Here is a 16,848-nt window from a genome sequence, read left to right as displayed (position 1 = left end):
CAGCGTCTATCACCCCGCCATGCGCATCTGCTCTGCCATGCCGTGGGGTTGGTTGCCGGAGGAGACGCGGAAGCCGCGGATGAGGTTCAGTAGCTCTTCGGTATCGACGGCCAGCGCTTCCGCCGAAGCCGTGGTCTCTTCCGCCATCGCCGCATTGTGCTGGGTGGCGACGTCGAGCTGGTTGAGCGATGTGGAGATAGAGCGCAGCGTCGTGTCCTGTTCGGCCGCCGAATGGGCGATCTTGCCGACGATCTCGTTGGCGGATTTGATCTGGTCCGAGATGCGTTTCAGCGCGTCACCGGCTTCGCCGACAAGACGCACGCCGTTTTCCACCTGGTTGGAAGAGCGGGCGATCTGGTCCTTGATCTCCTTGGCGGCGGCGGCAGATTTCTGCGCCAGTTCGCGCACTTCCTGTGCCACCACGGCAAAGCCCTTGCCCGCTTCCCCGGCACGCGCCGCTTCCACACCCGCATTCAGTGCCAGAAGATTGGTCTGGAAAGCGATGTCGTCGATCACGCCGATGATGTTCGAAATCTGATCGGAAGATTGTTCGATGCCGCTCATCGCCGCAATCGCTTCTTCCACCACCCGGTCGCTGCGCATCGCTTCGGAACTGACTGTCGTGACGCGCTTGGCGGCGTCGGCTGCACCTTCAGCCGTCTGGCGCACCGCAACCGTCAACTCGTCGAGCGCGGCAGAGGTTTCCTCGAGATTTGCCGCCTGGCGTTCGGTGCGCTGCGAAAGCTCGTTGGAGGCCTTGCGGATTTCTTCCTTCGAGCCGCCGATATCGATGCTCTTGGAATTCACCTTGGCCATGGCGGCGTCGAGATGGGTCAATGCCTCGTTGAAGTTGTCGCGCAGCGCGGCGTAACGGTTGCCGAGATCGGCGCAACGCACGGTCAGATCACCGCCGGCGAGTTTTTCCAGCGCCTCGCCAATGGTGGTGACGACACGCGCCTGCAATGCGGCCTCGTCGCGCTGCATGTCGAGGTTGTTCTGGCGCTCGGCGTTGAGCTGCTGCTGCTGTTCTTCCTCCCGGCGCTGCATGGCGTGGCGCTCCCGCACCTTGTCCTGAAGCGAGGCCGTGGCCTTCGCCATCATGCCCACCTCGTTGGTCAGCCCGGTATGGGGTATGGTGAGCGAGACGTTCTCATTGGCGACTTCACCCAGCGCCCTGTGAATGTCGCCGAGCGGCTTCGAGATCCCCCGGATAACGTAGAAGGCGGCGGCAAGTGCCAGCACGAAGATGGCGGCACCGATGGACAGCGCCCTCATCACCTCGCCACGAACCTGGGCATTCAGATCATCGATGTAAACGCCGGTCACGACCACCACCTGCCATGGCTCGAAAGCAAGGGCGTAGGAGCTTTTGGCGTAGTCATTACCTTCCATGCCGGGCTTCGGACCGTAGAAATCCGTCTGGCCGCCGCCGTTGCGGCCAAGCCGTACGAGCTCGTCACGATACTGGAAGCCCTTGCTGTCCGGCTTGCCCTTGTAGTTCTCGCCGACACGCTTCGCGTCGGGATGGAATTTCATCGTCACGTCGTAGTCGTAACCGAACAGATAGCCATCCGGGGTGAACCGCATGGCGCTGACGGTGGCGAAGGCCTGCTTCATGGCGTCTTCGCGTGAAAGTGTCCCGGCCTTTTCCTTGTCGTGGAAGGATTGCAGGATGGAAATGGCGGATTGCACCTGTGTCCGCAGCATGCCGTAGCGTTCTTCATAGATCGCGTCGGTGGCGGATTTCAGCTGGTAAAACGTTGCTGCTGCGAAGGCGGCCATAAGGGCCACCACGAGCACGATCAGCTGACGGGAAATGGAAAGATTCTTCATGGGCGCTCACAAGCTTTTGCGTCGCGAGCCGGAAAAAGCCGCGCGCTGCCGAAGTTTCGAAAATGGGAAGGCGCCTGATGCGCTGTGATCAGCCTGAAAGCGAAAGTCCGCTCCAAGCCCTCATGTCGTGCTGCATCGCACTATGAGGTCACTTAGCGGCAAAAAATTTGAATAAATATTTAATTAGCAAAAGCTTTATGAGCGTGCTTGGCAGAATAATGGATGCATAATTTATTATTCACCGGATGGTTGCCGTGCACTTCGAAAAATGCAGCGATGACGCGATTATTTGACTTTTGTCATCAAAGACGCCGCCGACACTGTCGGTCAATTGCCGCGCAATTTGAAATCCTGGAAATCGGGTGCCGCCATTGCTGATGCGCTTGACGGTGCCGTGGCATTGGCCGCCGAAATTGTCTTCGTCGCTGCCGTGGTCGCGGTCATGTCTATGCCTGCTGGCGTGGCTGCCGTTTCCTGGGGGGGAGTGCCAGCTTCACCCTCATCATAGGTGGCAATTGCGGTGCCGGGAGTTTCCTGCGGCATCCACGCGGGGTTGGTGCTGACGAAGGTGACGGGCGCGCCGCCAAGCCAGGCTTCGGTGCGTACCAGCGTGCGCTTACCCTCGATTTCACGCATTTCCGTGTGCTGCGTGCCCGGCTCGATGGAGGGGATGGCAAAGCCCTCGGGGGCAGGGTTGTCCTTCACGGGCTGGCAGCGGGCGCAGTCGAGGCGAACGAAGCTGCCATTGCCGGTGTGGGTGCCGTTTACATATTCGATGGAAGACGCCATCGCAGACCCGCCGGTCAGCGCGACAACCGCTGTCAAAAGAAGACGACGCATCGAAAAACCCCCGAAATGACGGCGCAGCCTCACGATCGAGACAGAATGCGCCCTTCAATGTTCGGCAGATATTATCGGTCTTTCGTTTCCATCAGGTCAGCAAACTTGGTAAAAATTGAGCGAAATCTGCGCTCGGGCCGCTGTATGCCTTGAATGGTCAGACTTTTTCGCGTGCCACGGCCTGCCAGCCGATATCGCGACGGCAGAAGCCGTTTTCCCATTCCACCTTGGCCGCCAGCGCATAGGCGCGCGCCTGCGCTTCCGTCACGTTCTTGCCAAAGGCGGTGACGTTCAGCACGCGTCCGCCCGTCGCCACCAGTCTGCCGTCCTTCAGCGCCGTCCCGGCATGGAACACCTTTGCCTCTTCGCTGGCATCGGGAATATGGGCAATGGGCGTGTTCTTGTCGTAGGCACCGGGGTAACCCTTGGAAGCTAGAACAACCGTCAGCGCCGCATCGTCGCGCCATTCCGCTTCTACCTTGTCCAGCGTGCCGGTAGCAGTGGCGTAGAGGATCGGCAGCAGGTCGCTCTTGAGGCGCATCATCAGCACCTGACATTCCGGATCGCCGAAACGCACATTGTATTCGATCAGCTCGGGGCCTTTGGCGGTGATCATCAGACCGGCGAAAAATACGCCGGAGAAGGGATTGCCGTCTTTCGCCATGCCAGAAATCGTCGGTTCGATGATTTCTTTCATGGTGCGCTCCACCATGGCTGGTGTCATCACCGGGGCGGGGGAATAGGCGCCCATGCCGCCGGTGTTGGGGCCGGTGTCGCCATCACCCACGCGCTTGTGGTCCTGGGCTGTTGCCAACGCCAGCGCGGTTTTGCCATCGGAAAGGCAGAAGAAACTGGCTTCCTCACCGTCGAGGAAAGCTTCCACCACAACCTCGGCGCCGGCAGCGCCAAAAGCGCCGTCGAAACAGTCGTCGATGGCGGCAAGCGCTTCCGCCTCGCTCATGGCAACCGTTACGCCCTTGCCGGCGGCAAGCCCGTCGGCCTTGATGACGATGGGTGCGCCCTGTTCACGGACATATTGCTTTGCGGGTTCGGCGGTCTTGAAACGCTGATAAGCCCCGGTTGGAATATCGTAACGGGCGCATAGATCCTTCGTGAACCCCTTGGAACCCTCAAGCTGAGCGGCTGCTTTCGAAGGCCCGAAGGTGGCAATATCAGCCGCACGCAGATCATCTGCCAGACCGGCAACCAGCGGCGCTTCCGGTCCGACGACGACGAAGTCGATCGCCTTTTCCCTGGCAAAGGCGATAACGGCGGCGTGGTCTTCCACGTCAAGCGAAACGAGTGTCGCATGGTCGGCGATGCCGGGATTGCCGGGAGCGGCATAAAGTTCATCGAGCAGGGGAGACTGGGCGATTTTCCACGCCAGCGCATGTTCGCGTCCGCCGGAACCGATCAACAGAACTTTCATGGTCAACACCCCTGCAAATTCGCCTTTAACCTTGTTTGAGGGGCGTTAAGGGCAGGGGGGCGAAAGGTCAAGGAGAAAGCGCCGCAAATGCCCGTCTTTCCCTCGAACTCAGCCTTTCCTGTGGAATCGTTGCCGCCTCTTGTTGTCACGCCACAATCAGACATTATGTTCGCCGCTCCAGATGTGACATCAGAGAACCCCATGACCGCAGATAATGCCCGCCTCGCCACGCTCATCGCCTCCGAAATCAACGCCCGCGCCGATCAGGTGAAGGCGGCAGTGGCGTTGCTGGACGAGGGAGCGACCGTGCCCTTCATCGCCCGTTACCGCAAGGAAGCGACGGGAGGGCTGGATGATACCCAGCTTCGAACGCTTGCCGAACGCCTCGTCTATCTGCGTGAACTCAATGCGCGCCGCGCCTCCATTGTTGATACCATCAACGGTCAAGGCAAGATGACGGACGCCCTGATGGTCAAGATCATGCAGGCGGGCACCAAGGCGGAGCTGGAAGACCTTTATCTGCCCTACAAGCCGAAGCGCCGCACCCGCGCCGAAATCGCCCGCGAGCGCGGTCTCGGTCCGCTGGCCGAAGCGATCTGGGCAAACCGCGCAGCCGATCCGGCAAAGCTTGGCGAGGCCTATGTGCAGGGCGAGGTGGCGGATGTGAAGGCAGCGCTTGAAGGCGCGCGTGACATCGTGGCGGAAACCATGACGGAAAACGCCGATCTTCTTGGACGCCTGCGCGACTATATGCGCCAGAACGCCATTTTCCGCGCCAAGGTGGTCGACGGCAAGCAGGCGGCAGGCGAAAAATTCTCCGATTATTTCGATCATTTCGAGCGCTGGGCGACAGTGCCGGGACACCGCGCGCTGGCCATGCTGCGCGGCTGGAACGAGGAAATTCTGACGCTGACCATCGATGTCGATGCGGATGATCCCTCTCCGGTCAAACCCGCGCAGCGTACCGTCGCGGCCGCCTTCGATATCCGCAATGCCGGCCCCGCCGATCAATGGTTGATGGAAGTGGCAGGCTGGACCTGGCGGGTGAAGCTCTCCATGTCGCTTTCGCTCGATCTCATGCGCGAATTGCGCGAACGTGCGGAAGAAGAGGCGATCAATGTTTTCGCCCGCAATCTCAAGGATTTGCTGCTGGCCGCACCGGCGGGCTCACGCGCCACCATGGGGCTCGATCCGGGCATCCGCACCGGCGTCAAGGTGGCCGTGGTGGATGGCACCGGCAAGCTGCTCGACACCACGACGGTCTATCCCTTCCAGCCGAGGAACGACGTGCGCGGCGCGCAGGCGGAACTGGCCATGCTCATCCGCAAGCACAATGTCGAGCTGATCGCCATCGGCAACGGCACGGGCAGCCGTGAGACGGAAAAGCTGGTCGCCGATCTGCTGACACAGATGCCGGCTTTGGCTTCCGGCGCAAAGCCCACCAAGGTCATCGTTTCGGAGGCGGGCGCGTCAGTCTATTCCGCGTCGGAACGGGCGGCGGCGGAATTCCCCAATCTCGACGTGTCCCTGCGTGGCGCGGTGTCCATCGCCCGCCGCCTTCAGGACCCGCTGGCCGAACTGGTGAAGATCGAGCCGAAATCCATCGGCGTCGGGCAGTATCAGCACGATGTCGATCAGGGCCGTCTTAGCCGTTCACTCGACGCGGTCGTGGAAGATGCGGTGAATGCCGTCGGTGTCGATCTCAATACCGCCTCCTCGCCGCTTCTGGCGCGCGTTTCCGGCCTCGGTGCTTCGATTGCCGATGCCATCGTCGCACACCGCGACCAGACCGGCCCCTTTGCCAGCCGCAAGGAGCTGTTGAAGGTGCCGCGCCTTGGCCAGCGCACCTTCGAGCAATGCGCCGGCTTCCTGCGTATTCCCAACGGCAAGGAACCGCTGGATTCGTCCTCCGTGCACCCCGAAGCCTATGGCGTTGCGAAAAAGATCGTTGCCGCCTGCGGTCGCGACCTGCGCACGCTGATGGGTGACAGCGCCACGCTGAAGGGGCTGGATCCGAAGCGCTTCATCGACGAACAATTTGGCCTGCCCACCGTCAAGGACATCATCGCCGAACTGGAAAAGCCCGGCCGAGACCCGCGCCCAAGCTTCAAGACGGCGACCTTTGCTGACGGCGTGGACGAGATCACCGATCTGAAACCGGGCATGTTGCTGGAAGGTACTGTCACCAATGTCGCCGCCTTCGGCGCTTTCGTGGATATCGGTGTGCATCAGGACGGGCTCGTGCATGTCTCGCAGCTGGCCGACCGTTTCGTGAAAGACCCGCATGAGGTCGTGAAAGCGGGTGATGTCGTCAAGGTCCGTGTCGTGGAAGTGGATGTGAAGCGCAAGCGTATTGCCCTCACCATGCGTAAGGACGGCGGCGAGGCGGCACCCCAGCCAATGCGCGAAAAGGGCAATGCGGGCGCCATGCGCCACGCGAATTCCAAACCGCAGGGACACAACGAAGGGTCGCAATCCGGTGGTGCTCTTGCTGCGGCTCTGGCCGAAGCGATGAAGCGACGCTGACCTCCGGTTGAAATGATTTCTATGGAAAAGCCCTGCCGGAAACCCCGGTGGGGGTTTTTGCTTGATGAAATCGTTCAATTTTTTTGAAATAAGACTATCTTGAAACTTGTGCCGAAAGGAATACGGTCAGAAAAATTGATAAGTGAGACTTAGCAATTGGGGGTGCCATGGCGTCGTCTCTGCATGTTCTTCTCGAAAAGATAATCAAGAACGGTAATCTTGTCGTCAATAGCCCGGGTGGTAGCCGTACATTTGGTAACGGTACCGGAACAAGGGTGGTTCTGAATTTCACCGACGAAGCTGCCATGCAGGAGATCGCTGCCGATCCTGCGCTGAAACTCGCCGAAATTTATATGGAAGGCCGTATGCAGGTCGTCGAGGGCGACATCTACGACTTTCTGGCGCTGGTTAAAAGCAACACGCTAAGCGAGGCGCTGTCCTTCGGCATGGTGTGGCGTGGTATGGCCCGCATCATCGCCGCCCGCATCAGGATGCATCTGCCGGTAAACCACAACAAGAGCAACGTCGCCCATCACTACGATCTGAGCGCCAAGCTGTTCGACATCTTCCTTGATGAGGACTGGCAATATTCCTGCGCCTATTTCAATCCGCCGGGCATCAGCCTTTATGAGGCGCAGGTCGCCAAGAAGCGGCACATCGCCGCCAAGCTGATGACGGAGCCGGGCCAGAGCGTGCTGGAGATCGGGTCCGGCTGGGGCGGCATGGCGATGTATATTGCCGAAAGTGCAGGTGCCGATGTGACCGGCATCACGCTCAGCGAGGAGCAACTGCGCGTTTCCCGCGACCGTGCAGCAAAACGTGGGCTTGCCGGCAATGTTCGTTTCGAATTGCAGGACTACCGTTACCTGCCTGCCTCGAAGAAATTCGACCGTATCGTCTCTGTCGGCATGTTCGAACATGTCGGGCCGACCCATTACCGCGATTATTTCGACAAGGTGGCGGAGGTTCTGGACGACAAGGGCGTGATGGTGCTGCATTCCATCGGCCAGCCCAGTCCGGCACTGGCGACCAATCCCTTCATCGAAAAATATATTTTCCCCGGTGGTTACATCCCCTCGCTTGCCGAGGTGCTGCCGGCCATCCAGAAGTCGGGGCTGCTGGTGAAGGATATCGAAATCCTGCCCATGCATTATGCGCATACGCTGCGGCACTGGCGCGAACGTTTCGTGGCGCGCAAGGCAGAGGCGGTAGCACTTTATGACGAACGTTTCTTCCGCATGTGGGAATTTTATCTGGCGGGGTCCGAAATGGCCTTTACCCACGAAAATTTCCATATTTTCCAGATCCAGCTCGCCAAGGATCGCGACGCCGTTCCGCATAATCGCGATTACATTGCCCGCAACGAGGAAAAGCTGCTGGAGTTCGAAAAGACGCGGCCGCCGCTTGAGAAGGTTATGTTCTAAGGCTTGCGCCTTCTCCGCCGTATGCCGGACCTGATCCGGCCTCCAGTCGGCCCAAGTCCTCGGACTGAAAGAAGGCTTCCTGCCGCGCAGACGCGCGACGGCTGAATTCCGGCTCAGGGCCGGAATGACGGAAGAGCTAATCGCCGCCCTCTCGCGCTGGTTAATGGAATGGAAACGGAATCCCTCTAATTCTACGATTACCTGTTTGTATTGCGTTTCCTGGGGTTATTTTCATGTTCAAGCCATCAGCGGCCGTCGCCGCTTGTGTTTTATCGCTTTTTGCCGTCGGTAACGCCCATGCCGATGGCTGGTTTTCCGGCGACTGGTATTTGAAGCTCGGCGGTTCGGGTTTTTCTGCGCCGAAATATCAGGGCGACAACAAGAACGAATTCGGCTTTTCGCCCATCATTTCTCTCGGCCGTCAGGGTCAGGGCGCGCGTTTCACGTCGCGCAACGACAGCGCCTCGATCTCGCTGCTGGACAATGGCCCGATCAGCATGGGTCTTGCGGGAAAGCTGGTGTCTCCGCGTGACCAGAAGGATTCGGCCGATCTGAAAGGCATGACCCGCATCAAGCGCGGCGGCGAGCTTGGCGGTTTCGCCGAGGCTTATCCCACCGACTGGCTGCGTATTCGCGGCGAAGCCCGTCAGGGCATCCGCAGCCATAGCGGCGTGGTCGCCGACCTCTCGGCCGACGTCTTCACCGATATCGCCCCCGGTATTCAGATTTCCGCCGGCCCGCGCGCCACATGGGTCAGCAGCAAATACAATGAACGCTATTACGGCGTGAGCGCCGCGCAGACAGCGGCCGGCGCGCCATCGCCCTACAGCCCCGGCGGCGGCCTGCATTCCGCCGGCGTCGGCGCCGCCATCACCTGGAAAGTCACGGAAGCCGCTGAAGTTGGTTCCTTCGCCGAATATCGCCGCCTGACGGGCGATGCCGCCGACAGCTCGCTGGTGCGGGAGCGCGGCTCCAAGAACCAGTTCGTCGTCGGCGTCCAGGCAAGCTACAAATTCGGCTTCACGCTGCCCTGAGGCGCGGCGAATATGCCCACCCTAAGCCCCGCCGCGAAAGCGTTGCGGGGCTTTTTTGTGTCTACGGCCAAGTGCTGAAATCGATTCCGATTCGCCCGCCGATGCTGTAGAACCATCCCCATGGTTCACCACAGCGATTTGTCAGACCGCGTCTCCGACGCACCATCCAACAACTGGGTCTATCGGATTTTGCCGAGACCCCTCTGGCCCTATGCGCAGCTGGCAAGATGGGACCGCCCCATCGGCTGGCAATTGCTGATGTGGCCGTGTTTCTGGTCCGCAGCACTCGCGGCCAATGCCGCGGTAGCAAGCGGCGGTTTTTCCTGGGGCACGCTGATCTGGCATCTGGCGCTGTTTTTCATCGGATCGGTGGCGATGCGCGGTGCAGGCTGCACCTATAACGATCTTGCGGACCACAAGATCGACATGGCCGTGGCGCGCACGCGCTCGCGGCCGCTGCCATCTGGTCGCGTGAGCAGGGCGCAGGCGAAGGTCTTCATCGTGTTGCAGGCGCTCGCCGGACTCGTGGTGCTGTTGCAGTTCAACGGATTTGCGATTGCCACCGGCATATTCTCGCTGGTCTTCGTGGCAATCTATCCCTTCGCCAAGCGCTTCACCAACTGGCCGCAATTTTTTCTCGGCCTTGCCTTTTCCTGGGGTGCGCTGATGGGCTGGGCCGGGCAGTTCGGGTCCATCGCCTGGCCCGCTGTCCTGCTTTATGTCGGCTCCATCGCCTGGACGATCGGTTATGATACAATCTACGCCCATCAAGACAAGGAAGACGACACGGCAGTGGGCATCGGTTCAACTGCGCTGCTGTTTGGAGACAACACACATCGCTGGCTGGTTTTTCTTTATGGCACAGCCCTTGTCATGATCGCCCTGTCCTTCTGGGGAGCGGGCGTTAACCTGATCGCCTATAGCGGCCTTGCCGCCGCCGCCATCATGCTTTTCCGGCAGGTCTGGGTGCTCGATATCGACGACGTGGTGCAATGCCTTGTGCTGTTTAAATCCAACAACCGCGTCGGCGTGCTGATTTTCGCCGGCCTCATTCTGCCGCTTCTGTTGGCGTGAGGTTGTTGAAAGGTAGATGCAAAAAAGCCCGGCCGCGATATCCGCGCCGGGCTTTTTATTGTTTTGTCTGAAGATTATCAGCTGCGGGCGATGATTTCCTTGCCCTCGATCTTCATGCTCATGCCGAGAGAACCGGTGGAGCGGCGCACGAGGAAGCGCGGGCGACGATCCGCGAAATAGGAGTGCCGGCGACGGGGGCGGCTGTTCTTGGTGCGCACCTTGCCGAGATGTTCTTCCAGCGGACGGGCGACGCCATCGGCCTCCACCATCAGCATCGGAATACGATAGGCCTCGGACCAGCTGCGCCAGTCGGCGGCGATGTCGCAAAGATCATGGGCGACGAGAAGCGGAACGCAAAGTTCCGGATCGTCGTGGTGAAGCTCCAGCGTCACCGTCACCTGTCCATCACCATGGTCGATGGCGCGGGCGGCAACGCCCTTGAAAGCGCGGGCTGGCAGGGCGAAGGACAAAGGCAGGCCGGAAGAGGACAGGACCTTTCGCAGAACGGCGCCCCGTTCATCGAGCGTGACGGCAACATCGGTTGCGCCATTGCCCCTGCCATAGGTGACCTGTTGCGGAAAACGTGCCGGGTCGAGTCTGAGTGTGGCGACGGCCCAGTCGGGCTTCAGAACGGTCTTGGTCATGTTTATTCTACCCTTGTTTTACCTGAGAGCCGGTTTCCGGTCTTCTCATCGGGACTTTTCGTCCTCTGATGTCAGGAGAATATCCGCCGCATGTTCGAGACTGCTTAAAAATCGCGGTTAAGAAAACTTTGCATTCCCAAATGGTTAGCAAAACCCACCGTGGCATGGTTTCGCTGAGGTAAAGCCGATTGAGACAATGCGATTTTTCTCAGTCCCGAAACTGTGCTCTTTCAAGCTCCGGGCAAGGCGCGTCATGCACAGTCGCGCCAAGGCCTGCCGTGCGTCCGGATGGAGGCGTGGTGGGCGAATTCAAAACCGGAGCCGGCCGTATCCAGCGTGATGCGCGGTGCTCCATGGGGCATTCGCATGGTATCGACTTTTCTGAGCTACGACCTCATCAACCGCGATATGAAGGCAAGCATTTCACGCGTGTCGCAGCAGGGGATCGTCGAGCGGCAGACGAAATATTACAAGGAAAACATCGGCAATGTAAAAAGCGTCGACGAGTTCCTCAATAACTACCAGCTCTATTCCTATGCCATGGATGCCTTCGGTCTCGGCGAGATGACCTACGCCAAGGCCTTCATGAAGAAGGTGCTGGAAAGCGACCTGAACGACCAGAACAGCTTTGCCAACAAGCTGACCGATGAACGTTATCGCGAATTTGCCGCATCCTTCAACTTCACGCAGTCCACCACCACGGTGCAGACGGAGGCGCAGCTCGATAAGATGATCGGGCTTTACGACACCTCGATCACCAACCTCGATGACAGCCTGTCCGAAGAAACCCGTTATTATAAGGCGATCATCGGAACGGTCACGAACGTCGACCAGCTGCTTCAGAACGATAGAACCCGCGCCTACATCTTCGAGGTCTTCAGCATTGATGAGAAGACCTACAGCTATTCCCACATCAAGGGATTGATGACGAGCGATATCGATGACCCGAACAGCTATCTGAACCAGAAGTTCGGCGCGGCCTATTCCGCTGCCGTGGAAAAGCTTACGACCAAGGGCAATATCGAGTTGCATGGGGATGTGACGGATCGGATAAAGGCCATCGATACCGCGCTGGCTGATACCACGCTGACCGCCGAACAGCGAACCGCCCTTGAAACAGAGAAAACCACCCGGCAGGATCAGCTCACCCAGCTTGAAGCCGTGCTGCCGCCGAAGGACCAGTGGGCGGCGACCCTTGCCTCCATCACGGCGGAGCAGACCCAGCTCTCGAATACCGTCTCGCAATATAATACGATGGCACAGATGGCCCAGGCTTTCGAATTTGCCAATGACGGTACCGTTGCGGCCGGCCAGGCGCAGACCGCCGACAACGTCAAGATCCTGACCCAGGCCTATGTCGGCAGTGCCCCGCGTGTAACCCCGACCGTTGCCACCTTGAACAGGGATTATTTCGAATCGAAGATCGGTTCGATCAAGACCGTCGATGAGTTGATGGCAGACCCGCGTCTGGTGAATTACATCAAGGTCGCATTCGACCTGAATGACTTGACCATAGTCAATGCGACGATCGAGAACATTTTGACCAGCGATCTCAGCGATCCCAACAACTATATCGCCAAGTTCGGCAATGGCGACAAACGTTACATCGCATTGCGTGAAGCGTTCAATTTCAAGGCGGATGGAACGCTGCCGGACGGTACGGCACCACAGACGACGACCCAGACCGTTACCACGACCAACGGGTACATGAACCATTATAACGACAAGGACGAGGCCGCTGACGAAAACGCTTTGAAGCTGTTCAAGAGCGATATTGCCAACGTCAAATCCGTTGCGGACTTCCTGGAAAGCAGCGCGGTTTACACCTATGCGCTCAAGGCGGTCGGCCTCGATCCGACGAAGGTGAATATTGCGGACGTTCGTAGAGCCCTGACCAGCGACCTGCTGGACAAGAAGAGCTACGTTTATGCGCTGAAAGACGACCGTTACGTCAAACTCGCGGAACTCTTCAACTTCAAGTCTGACGGATCGCCAGGTTCTCCGGTTCTTGCGCAGTCCGAACTTGAAATTCAGAGCATGTCGGTCGACTACATCAAGAAGAAATCAGCCTTCGGAACAGACCAGGAAAAGGAAGCCGCCAAGAAGGAGGCGGAATTTTTCCGTTCGGAGCTACAGAAGGTCAAGACGCTCAGCGATTTTCTGGGGAATGATCGCCTGACGAAATTCGCGATGGAATCGCTTGGCATCGACCCGACGAAGGTCACCAAGGACCAGCTGCAAAAAATGTTCACGTCCAATCTGGATGACAAGGACAGCTATCTCAACAAGGAGATGGACCCGGCTTTTCGCCGTCTCGTCACCGCGTTCAATTTCGATACGGATGGTAATATCCTGCGCGAGGATCGAAGCTCCATCCAGACTCGTCGCGGCCTCTACGAGACGCTGGACAATTATCTGACGCAGACGCTGGAGACGCAGGCAGGTGAAGAAAATGCGGGCGTGCGTCTGGCGCTCTATTTCAAGCGAATGGCGGCGGGAACAACGTCCTATTACTCCATTCTTGCCGACACCGCGATCCAGAACTTCATCACGACCACCTTTGGCATTCCCGATGAACTCGGCAATGCCGGGGTCGATACGCAGGTGGCGATGATGAAGAAATATTTCGACATCGAGGACTTTCAGGACCCCGATAAGGTCAAGAAGCTGATCGCCCGTTTTACCATCATGTACGACGACAAGCAGAACACCACCAACCCGATCATGATGCTGTTCAACGGCAGCGGCTCGGTGGGCATCAGCGGCGACACGCTGCTGGCTGTCGCATCGCTGCGTGCGCGGTAGGCTGGAAAGCGAAGACGGACGATGGAAAGGCCGAGCTTACCCGGTTAAGGCGTCTCACACGACCGCATTTGCGGACCCATTCACCAGCCCGGCAGCATGTGCCCGGCGCGCAGGCGCGGCATCTTCGGGTAGGTCTTCACATCGTTATCCAGCTCATCGGCGACGTTCATCGGAGAGATGTTGTCGAGGCAGGCGGTGATGTGGTCTGTAATGGCGTTCACCAGCGAGGGCGACAGGCCGGGCCGTTTCATCAGGCCGATCTGGACCGGCGGCAGCGGTGGGAAACCGTCCGAGGCGGTCAAAACCTTCATGCCGGTACGCAGCGCCGATTCCGGCAGCACGGAAACCGCCATGCCTGCCAGCACGGCGGCGGCAACCACGGTGGAAGACCAGCTGGTGAACAGCACCTGATAATCCCGCCCGTCGGCATCGAGCGCCGAGCAGGCAAGTTGGCGCCAGTGACAGTCGCGCCGGCCGACGGCCAGCGGCACTGGCGCATCATCCTTCAGCGGATGGTTCGCGGAGGTGACCCAGCAGAGCGGCTCGGTGCGCACGACATCGGAGGAGCGGGCGCGGGGATTGTGGGTGACGAGTGCTATATCCAGCTCGCCGCGCGCCATTTTTTCGGCAAGGCTCACCGAAGGTTCGCAGACGATGTAAAGCTCGACATTCGGATGCGTCTTGGCGAAACGCCCGATGATCTCTGGCATGTAGCGGTCGGCATAGTCGTCCGGGGTGCCGATACGCAACGTGCCCTCGAGCCTGTTGTCATCGAAGGCCGCAATCGCCTCGTTGTTAAGGCGAATGATGCGGCGGGCATAATTCATCAGTTTCTCGCCCTCGGCCGTCAGGCGGTTGCCGCGCCCGTCCTTTGCAAAGAGCTGTTTGCCGATCCGCTCCTCAAGTCGCCGCATCTGCATGGATACGGCGGATTGCGTCTTGAAAACGCGCTCAGCGGCCTTGGTAAAGCTGCCGGTATCGACAATGGCGATGAAGGTGTGCAGCTGGTCTATGTCGAGAGGTGCGGACATTGATACTCATCCATCAGAATGATTGATGTCTCACATTAGAAACATTCGTTGGACTGATCAATAGTCTTGCGACATTTTGACACCCAGCAAATCAATCTCAACCCCGGGGCGGGCACATCGTCAGGCCCCCAACCCAAGGCAGCTTCCCGCGCACGGTGCGTCGGGAGCGGTGCCGCATCGTGCCGTTACGGAAGGATCATTGTTATGCGCACGGCAGAACGGAAAATGGAACTGGAATTCGCAACCCGCCAGCAGAGCGACACCCTGCGTCGCATCGCTTTCGGTGTTGCTTCCACCGTGAAAACGTTTGTGCAGCGCATCTACAATCGAATCGTCGCAAATGGTCTCACGGAGCTTGACGATCGCCTGCTCGCCGATATCGGGCTGGCGCGCTCGGATGTGACCAACGCGCTCAATACCGGCTTGCTCGAAGATCCGACCGCCCATCTGACCCGCGCCGCACGCACGCGCTCAGTCACGCGGTTCAAGACGCTCTAGGCTTGTGTTCGTGCAATTCCGGCGTACCTCCAGACGCCGGGATTGCTTGCGAACCGATAAGGTTTTCCCCGCAGGGTGATTTGCCAATAACCCTGCCTTTGCCCGGTGTCAGGCCCCTCGGCCGCACCGGGTTTTTTTATGGCAACGCCTTGCCTGTTTTGCGCATTGTCTGGACGTAAAGCCGCTGCGCAGTTTCAGCGGAATGTTTTAATACTGATATTCATCGAATACTGGCAGCACCGATCCACCCCAGCGGCCGTTATAGAGCGCAAGCAGGTCTTCGGCGAGCGTGGTCTTCTTGGCAAGAACCTCGTCCAGCGAGGACAGGAACACGGTTTCGTCCTGGCCTTCGCCGTTCAGCCGGTTGCGGTTCTTGAGGCCGGTGCGGGAAATGTCGAGCACCTCGCGGGCGAAACCGAGAAGCGGCTTGCCGGCGATCTCCGCCGCCAGCCCCTTGGCCGGCACGGTATTGCGAAGGGCGATGACCTCATCGAAACTCCAGTCGGCTGTCAGCGCATCGGCTGCGTCAAGCGCTTCCTGATTATAGAGAAGGCCGACCCAGAAAGCGGGCAGGGCACAGATGCGTCTCCATGGGCCGCCATCGGCACCACGCATTTCCAGAAAGCGCTTCAGGCGCACATCGGGGAACAGCGTGGAGAGATGGTTCGTCCAGTCACCCATGGTCGGTTCCCATTCAGCGATTTCACCCTTTAACGCCCCGTTCATGAACTGGCGGAAGGTGACATGGGTGCAATCGTGATACTTGCCGTCGCGCACGATGAAATACATCGGCACATCCAGCGCCCATTCGACATAATCCTTGAAGCCGAAATCGTCATTCAAGGTGAAGGGCAGCACGCCGGAGCGGCGATTGTCGGTATCGCGCCAGATATCGCCGCGCCAGGAAAGCAGGCCGTTCGGCTTGCCTTCGGTAAAGGGCGAGGAAGCAAACAATGCGGTTGCCAGCGACTGGAGCTTCATGGAAACGCGCATCTTCTGGCGCATATCCGCTTCGGAAGAGAAGTCGAGGTTAACCTGAATGGTGCAGGTACGGTACATCATGTCGAGACCCTTGGTCCCGACCTTCGGCATGTAGCGCGTCATGATCGCGTAGCGCGATTTCGGCATGCGCGGTGTTTCGTCATAGCTCCACAGCGGGCTGCCGCCAATGCCGAGAAAACGGATACCCATCGGCTCCGCCACTTCGCGCAGGGTCGCCAGATGCTGGTTGGATTCCTTGCAGGTCTGATGCAGGTTCTCGAGCGGGGCACCTGATAGTTCGAACTGGCCGCCCGGCTCGATGGAAATGGCGCCCATGCCGTGCTGTTCGCCAAGTCCGATGATGTTTTCACCATCCATGATCGGCTCCCAGCCGAGCTTTTCCTGCATGCCCTTCAGCAGAGCGGAAATGCTGGCCTCGCCGAAATAGGGAACCGGCCGGTTGCCCTCGCGGAAAAAGGCGAATTTCTCGTGCTCGGTGCCAATGCGGAAGTCGGCTTCAGCTCTGCAACCGCCGGCCAGATAATCTGTAAGCTCCGTGACGGAGGAGAGGGGTGTCTGGTCGGTCGTATCGCGTGCCATGGCTTACCTTGTTATGACGTCTCTGTTGCGGCGAGGCATATGTGTGGCAGATAGAGCCGGATCGTATCCGGAGGCAAATGAATTTCTTTTAAAGATGCATGAAGCGCAATGGTTCAGCGCATGTCGCGT

At 59.1% G+C, this 16,848-nt stretch carries 12 protein-coding genes; 6 read left to right on the top strand and 6 right to left on the bottom strand.

Annotated features, from left to right (window positions below; all coding sequences use genetic code 11):
• Positions 1–9 precede the first annotated feature (9 nt).
• The 3 genes from ASD46_RS04135 to purD all read right to left on the bottom strand — a co-directional run bounded on the left by ASD46_RS04135 (position 10) and on the right by purD (position 4,102).
• The gene (locus ASD46_RS04135) at positions 10–1,833 is read right to left on the bottom strand and encodes a methyl-accepting chemotaxis protein (protein WP_060641855.1); all 1,824 of its coding nucleotides are present in this window, start codon (positions 1,831–1,833) and stop codon (positions 10–12) included.
• A gap of 327 nt (positions 1,834–2,160) precedes the next feature.
• The gene (locus ASD46_RS04130; RefSeq protein ID WP_035197896.1) at positions 2,161–2,673 is read right to left on the bottom strand and encodes a plant virulence effector HPE1-like domain-containing protein; all 513 of its coding nucleotides are present in this window, start codon (positions 2,671–2,673) and stop codon (positions 2,161–2,163) included.
• Positions 2,674–2,830: 157 nt separating this feature from the next.
• Positions 2,831–4,102 carry a phosphoribosylamine--glycine ligase gene (gene purD, locus ASD46_RS04125; RefSeq protein WP_003515194.1) on the bottom strand — a complete coding sequence of 424 codons (1,272 nt, stop codon included), beginning with the start codon at positions 4,100–4,102 and terminating at the stop codon, positions 2,831–2,833.
• A gap of 201 nt (positions 4,103–4,303) precedes the next feature.
• On the opposite strand from purD, the gene ASD46_RS04120 reads away from it, so the two are divergent.
• The 4 genes from ASD46_RS04120 to ubiA all read left to right on the top strand — a co-directional run bounded on the left by ASD46_RS04120 (position 4,304) and on the right by ubiA (position 10,160).
• Positions 4,304–6,628 carry a Tex family protein gene (locus tag ASD46_RS04120; protein WP_025592547.1) on the top strand — a complete coding sequence of 775 codons (2,325 nt, stop codon included), beginning with the start codon at positions 4,304–4,306 and terminating at the stop codon, positions 6,626–6,628.
• Between the two features lie 167 nt (positions 6,629–6,795).
• Positions 6,796–8,052 carry an SAM-dependent methyltransferase gene (locus ASD46_RS04115; protein ID WP_003515197.1) on the top strand — a complete coding sequence of 419 codons (1,257 nt, stop codon included), beginning with the start codon at positions 6,796–6,798 and terminating at the stop codon, positions 8,050–8,052.
• A gap of 233 nt (positions 8,053–8,285) precedes the next feature.
• The gene (locus tag ASD46_RS04110; RefSeq protein WP_003515199.1) at positions 8,286–9,086 is read left to right on the top strand and encodes a MipA/OmpV family protein; all 801 of its coding nucleotides are present in this window, start codon (positions 8,286–8,288) and stop codon (positions 9,084–9,086) included.
• A gap of 120 nt (positions 9,087–9,206) precedes the next feature.
• The gene (gene ubiA, locus ASD46_RS04105) at positions 9,207–10,160 is read left to right on the top strand and encodes a 4-hydroxybenzoate octaprenyltransferase (protein WP_025592552.1); all 954 of its coding nucleotides are present in this window, start codon (positions 9,207–9,209) and stop codon (positions 10,158–10,160) included.
• A 77-nt stretch (positions 10,161–10,237) separates the two neighbouring features.
• Here the strand turns inward: ubiA and ASD46_RS04100 are convergent, their stop codons facing one another.
• A complete protein-coding gene (locus tag ASD46_RS04100) occupies positions 10,238–10,804 on the bottom strand; it encodes a DUF6101 family protein (RefSeq protein ID WP_003515202.1) in 567 nt (188 codons plus the stop codon).
• Positions 10,805–11,170: 366 nt separating this feature from the next.
• On the opposite strand from ASD46_RS04100, the gene ASD46_RS04095 reads away from it, so the two are divergent.
• A complete protein-coding gene (locus ASD46_RS04095; protein WP_025592554.1) occupies positions 11,171–13,609 on the top strand; it encodes a DUF1217 domain-containing protein in 2,439 nt (812 codons plus the stop codon).
• An 80-nt stretch (positions 13,610–13,689) separates the two neighbouring features.
• Here the strand turns inward: ASD46_RS04095 and ASD46_RS04090 are convergent, their stop codons facing one another.
• Complete coding sequence (locus ASD46_RS04090; RefSeq protein ID WP_003515204.1) at positions 13,690–14,640, bottom strand: LysR substrate-binding domain-containing protein; 951 nt, start codon at positions 14,638–14,640, stop codon at positions 13,690–13,692.
• 204 nt (positions 14,641–14,844) lie between these two features.
• Between ASD46_RS04090 and ASD46_RS04085 the strand changes: the two genes are divergently transcribed.
• Complete coding sequence (locus ASD46_RS04085; RefSeq protein ID WP_060641854.1) at positions 14,845–15,138, top strand: DUF1127 domain-containing protein; 294 nt, start codon at positions 14,845–14,847, stop codon at positions 15,136–15,138.
• 207 nt (positions 15,139–15,345) lie between these two features.
• On the opposite strand, the gene ASD46_RS04080 is transcribed toward ASD46_RS04085, so the two are convergent.
• On the bottom strand, positions 15,346–16,719 hold the full coding sequence (locus tag ASD46_RS04080) for a glutamate--cysteine ligase (RefSeq protein WP_025592557.1): 1,374 nt from the start codon (positions 16,717–16,719) through the stop codon (positions 15,346–15,348).
• Between the last annotated feature and the right edge of the window lie 129 nt (positions 16,720–16,848).

Source organism: Rhizobium sp. Root491 (genome assembly GCF_001427205.1).
Classification (GTDB): Bacteria; Pseudomonadota; Alphaproteobacteria; order Rhizobiales; family Rhizobiaceae; genus Agrobacterium; species Agrobacterium tumefaciens.
This window is presented reverse-complemented; position numbering and strand designations above follow the sequence as displayed.

Bases quoted from the DNA above. Each gene is read 5' to 3' on its own strand.
- ASD46_RS04090 (WP_003515204.1), bottom strand. From the start codon at position 14,640: ATGTCCGCACCTCTCGACATAGACCAGCTGCACACCTTCATCGCCATT.
- ASD46_RS04130 (WP_035197896.1), bottom strand. From the start codon at position 2,673: ATGCGTCGTCTTCTTTTGACAGCGGTTGTCGCGCTGACCGGCGGGTCT.
- purD (WP_003515194.1), bottom strand. From the start codon at position 4,102: ATGAAAGTTCTGTTGATCGGTTCCGGCGGACGCGAACATGCGCTGGCG.
- ASD46_RS04080 (WP_025592557.1), bottom strand. From the start codon at position 16,719: ATGGCACGCGATACGACCGACCAGACACCCCTCTCCTCCGTCACGGAG.
- ASD46_RS04100 (WP_003515202.1), bottom strand. From the start codon at position 10,804: ATGACCAAGACCGTTCTGAAGCCCGACTGGGCCGTCGCCACACTCAGA.
- ASD46_RS04110 (WP_003515199.1), top strand. From the start codon at position 8,286: ATGTTCAAGCCATCAGCGGCCGTCGCCGCTTGTGTTTTATCGCTTTTT.
- ASD46_RS04120 (WP_025592547.1), top strand. From the start codon at position 4,304: ATGACCGCAGATAATGCCCGCCTCGCCACGCTCATCGCCTCCGAAATC.
- ASD46_RS04085 (WP_060641854.1), top strand. From the start codon at position 14,845: ATGCGCACGGCAGAACGGAAAATGGAACTGGAATTCGCAACCCGCCAG.
- ASD46_RS04115 (WP_003515197.1), top strand. From the start codon at position 6,796: ATGGCGTCGTCTCTGCATGTTCTTCTCGAAAAGATAATCAAGAACGGT.
- ubiA (WP_025592552.1), top strand. From the start codon at position 9,207: ATGGTTCACCACAGCGATTTGTCAGACCGCGTCTCCGACGCACCATCC.
- ASD46_RS04095 (WP_025592554.1), top strand. From the start codon at position 11,171: ATGGTATCGACTTTTCTGAGCTACGACCTCATCAACCGCGATATGAAG.
- ASD46_RS04135 (WP_060641855.1), bottom strand. From the start codon at position 1,833: ATGAAGAATCTTTCCATTTCCCGTCAGCTGATCGTGCTCGTGGTGGCC.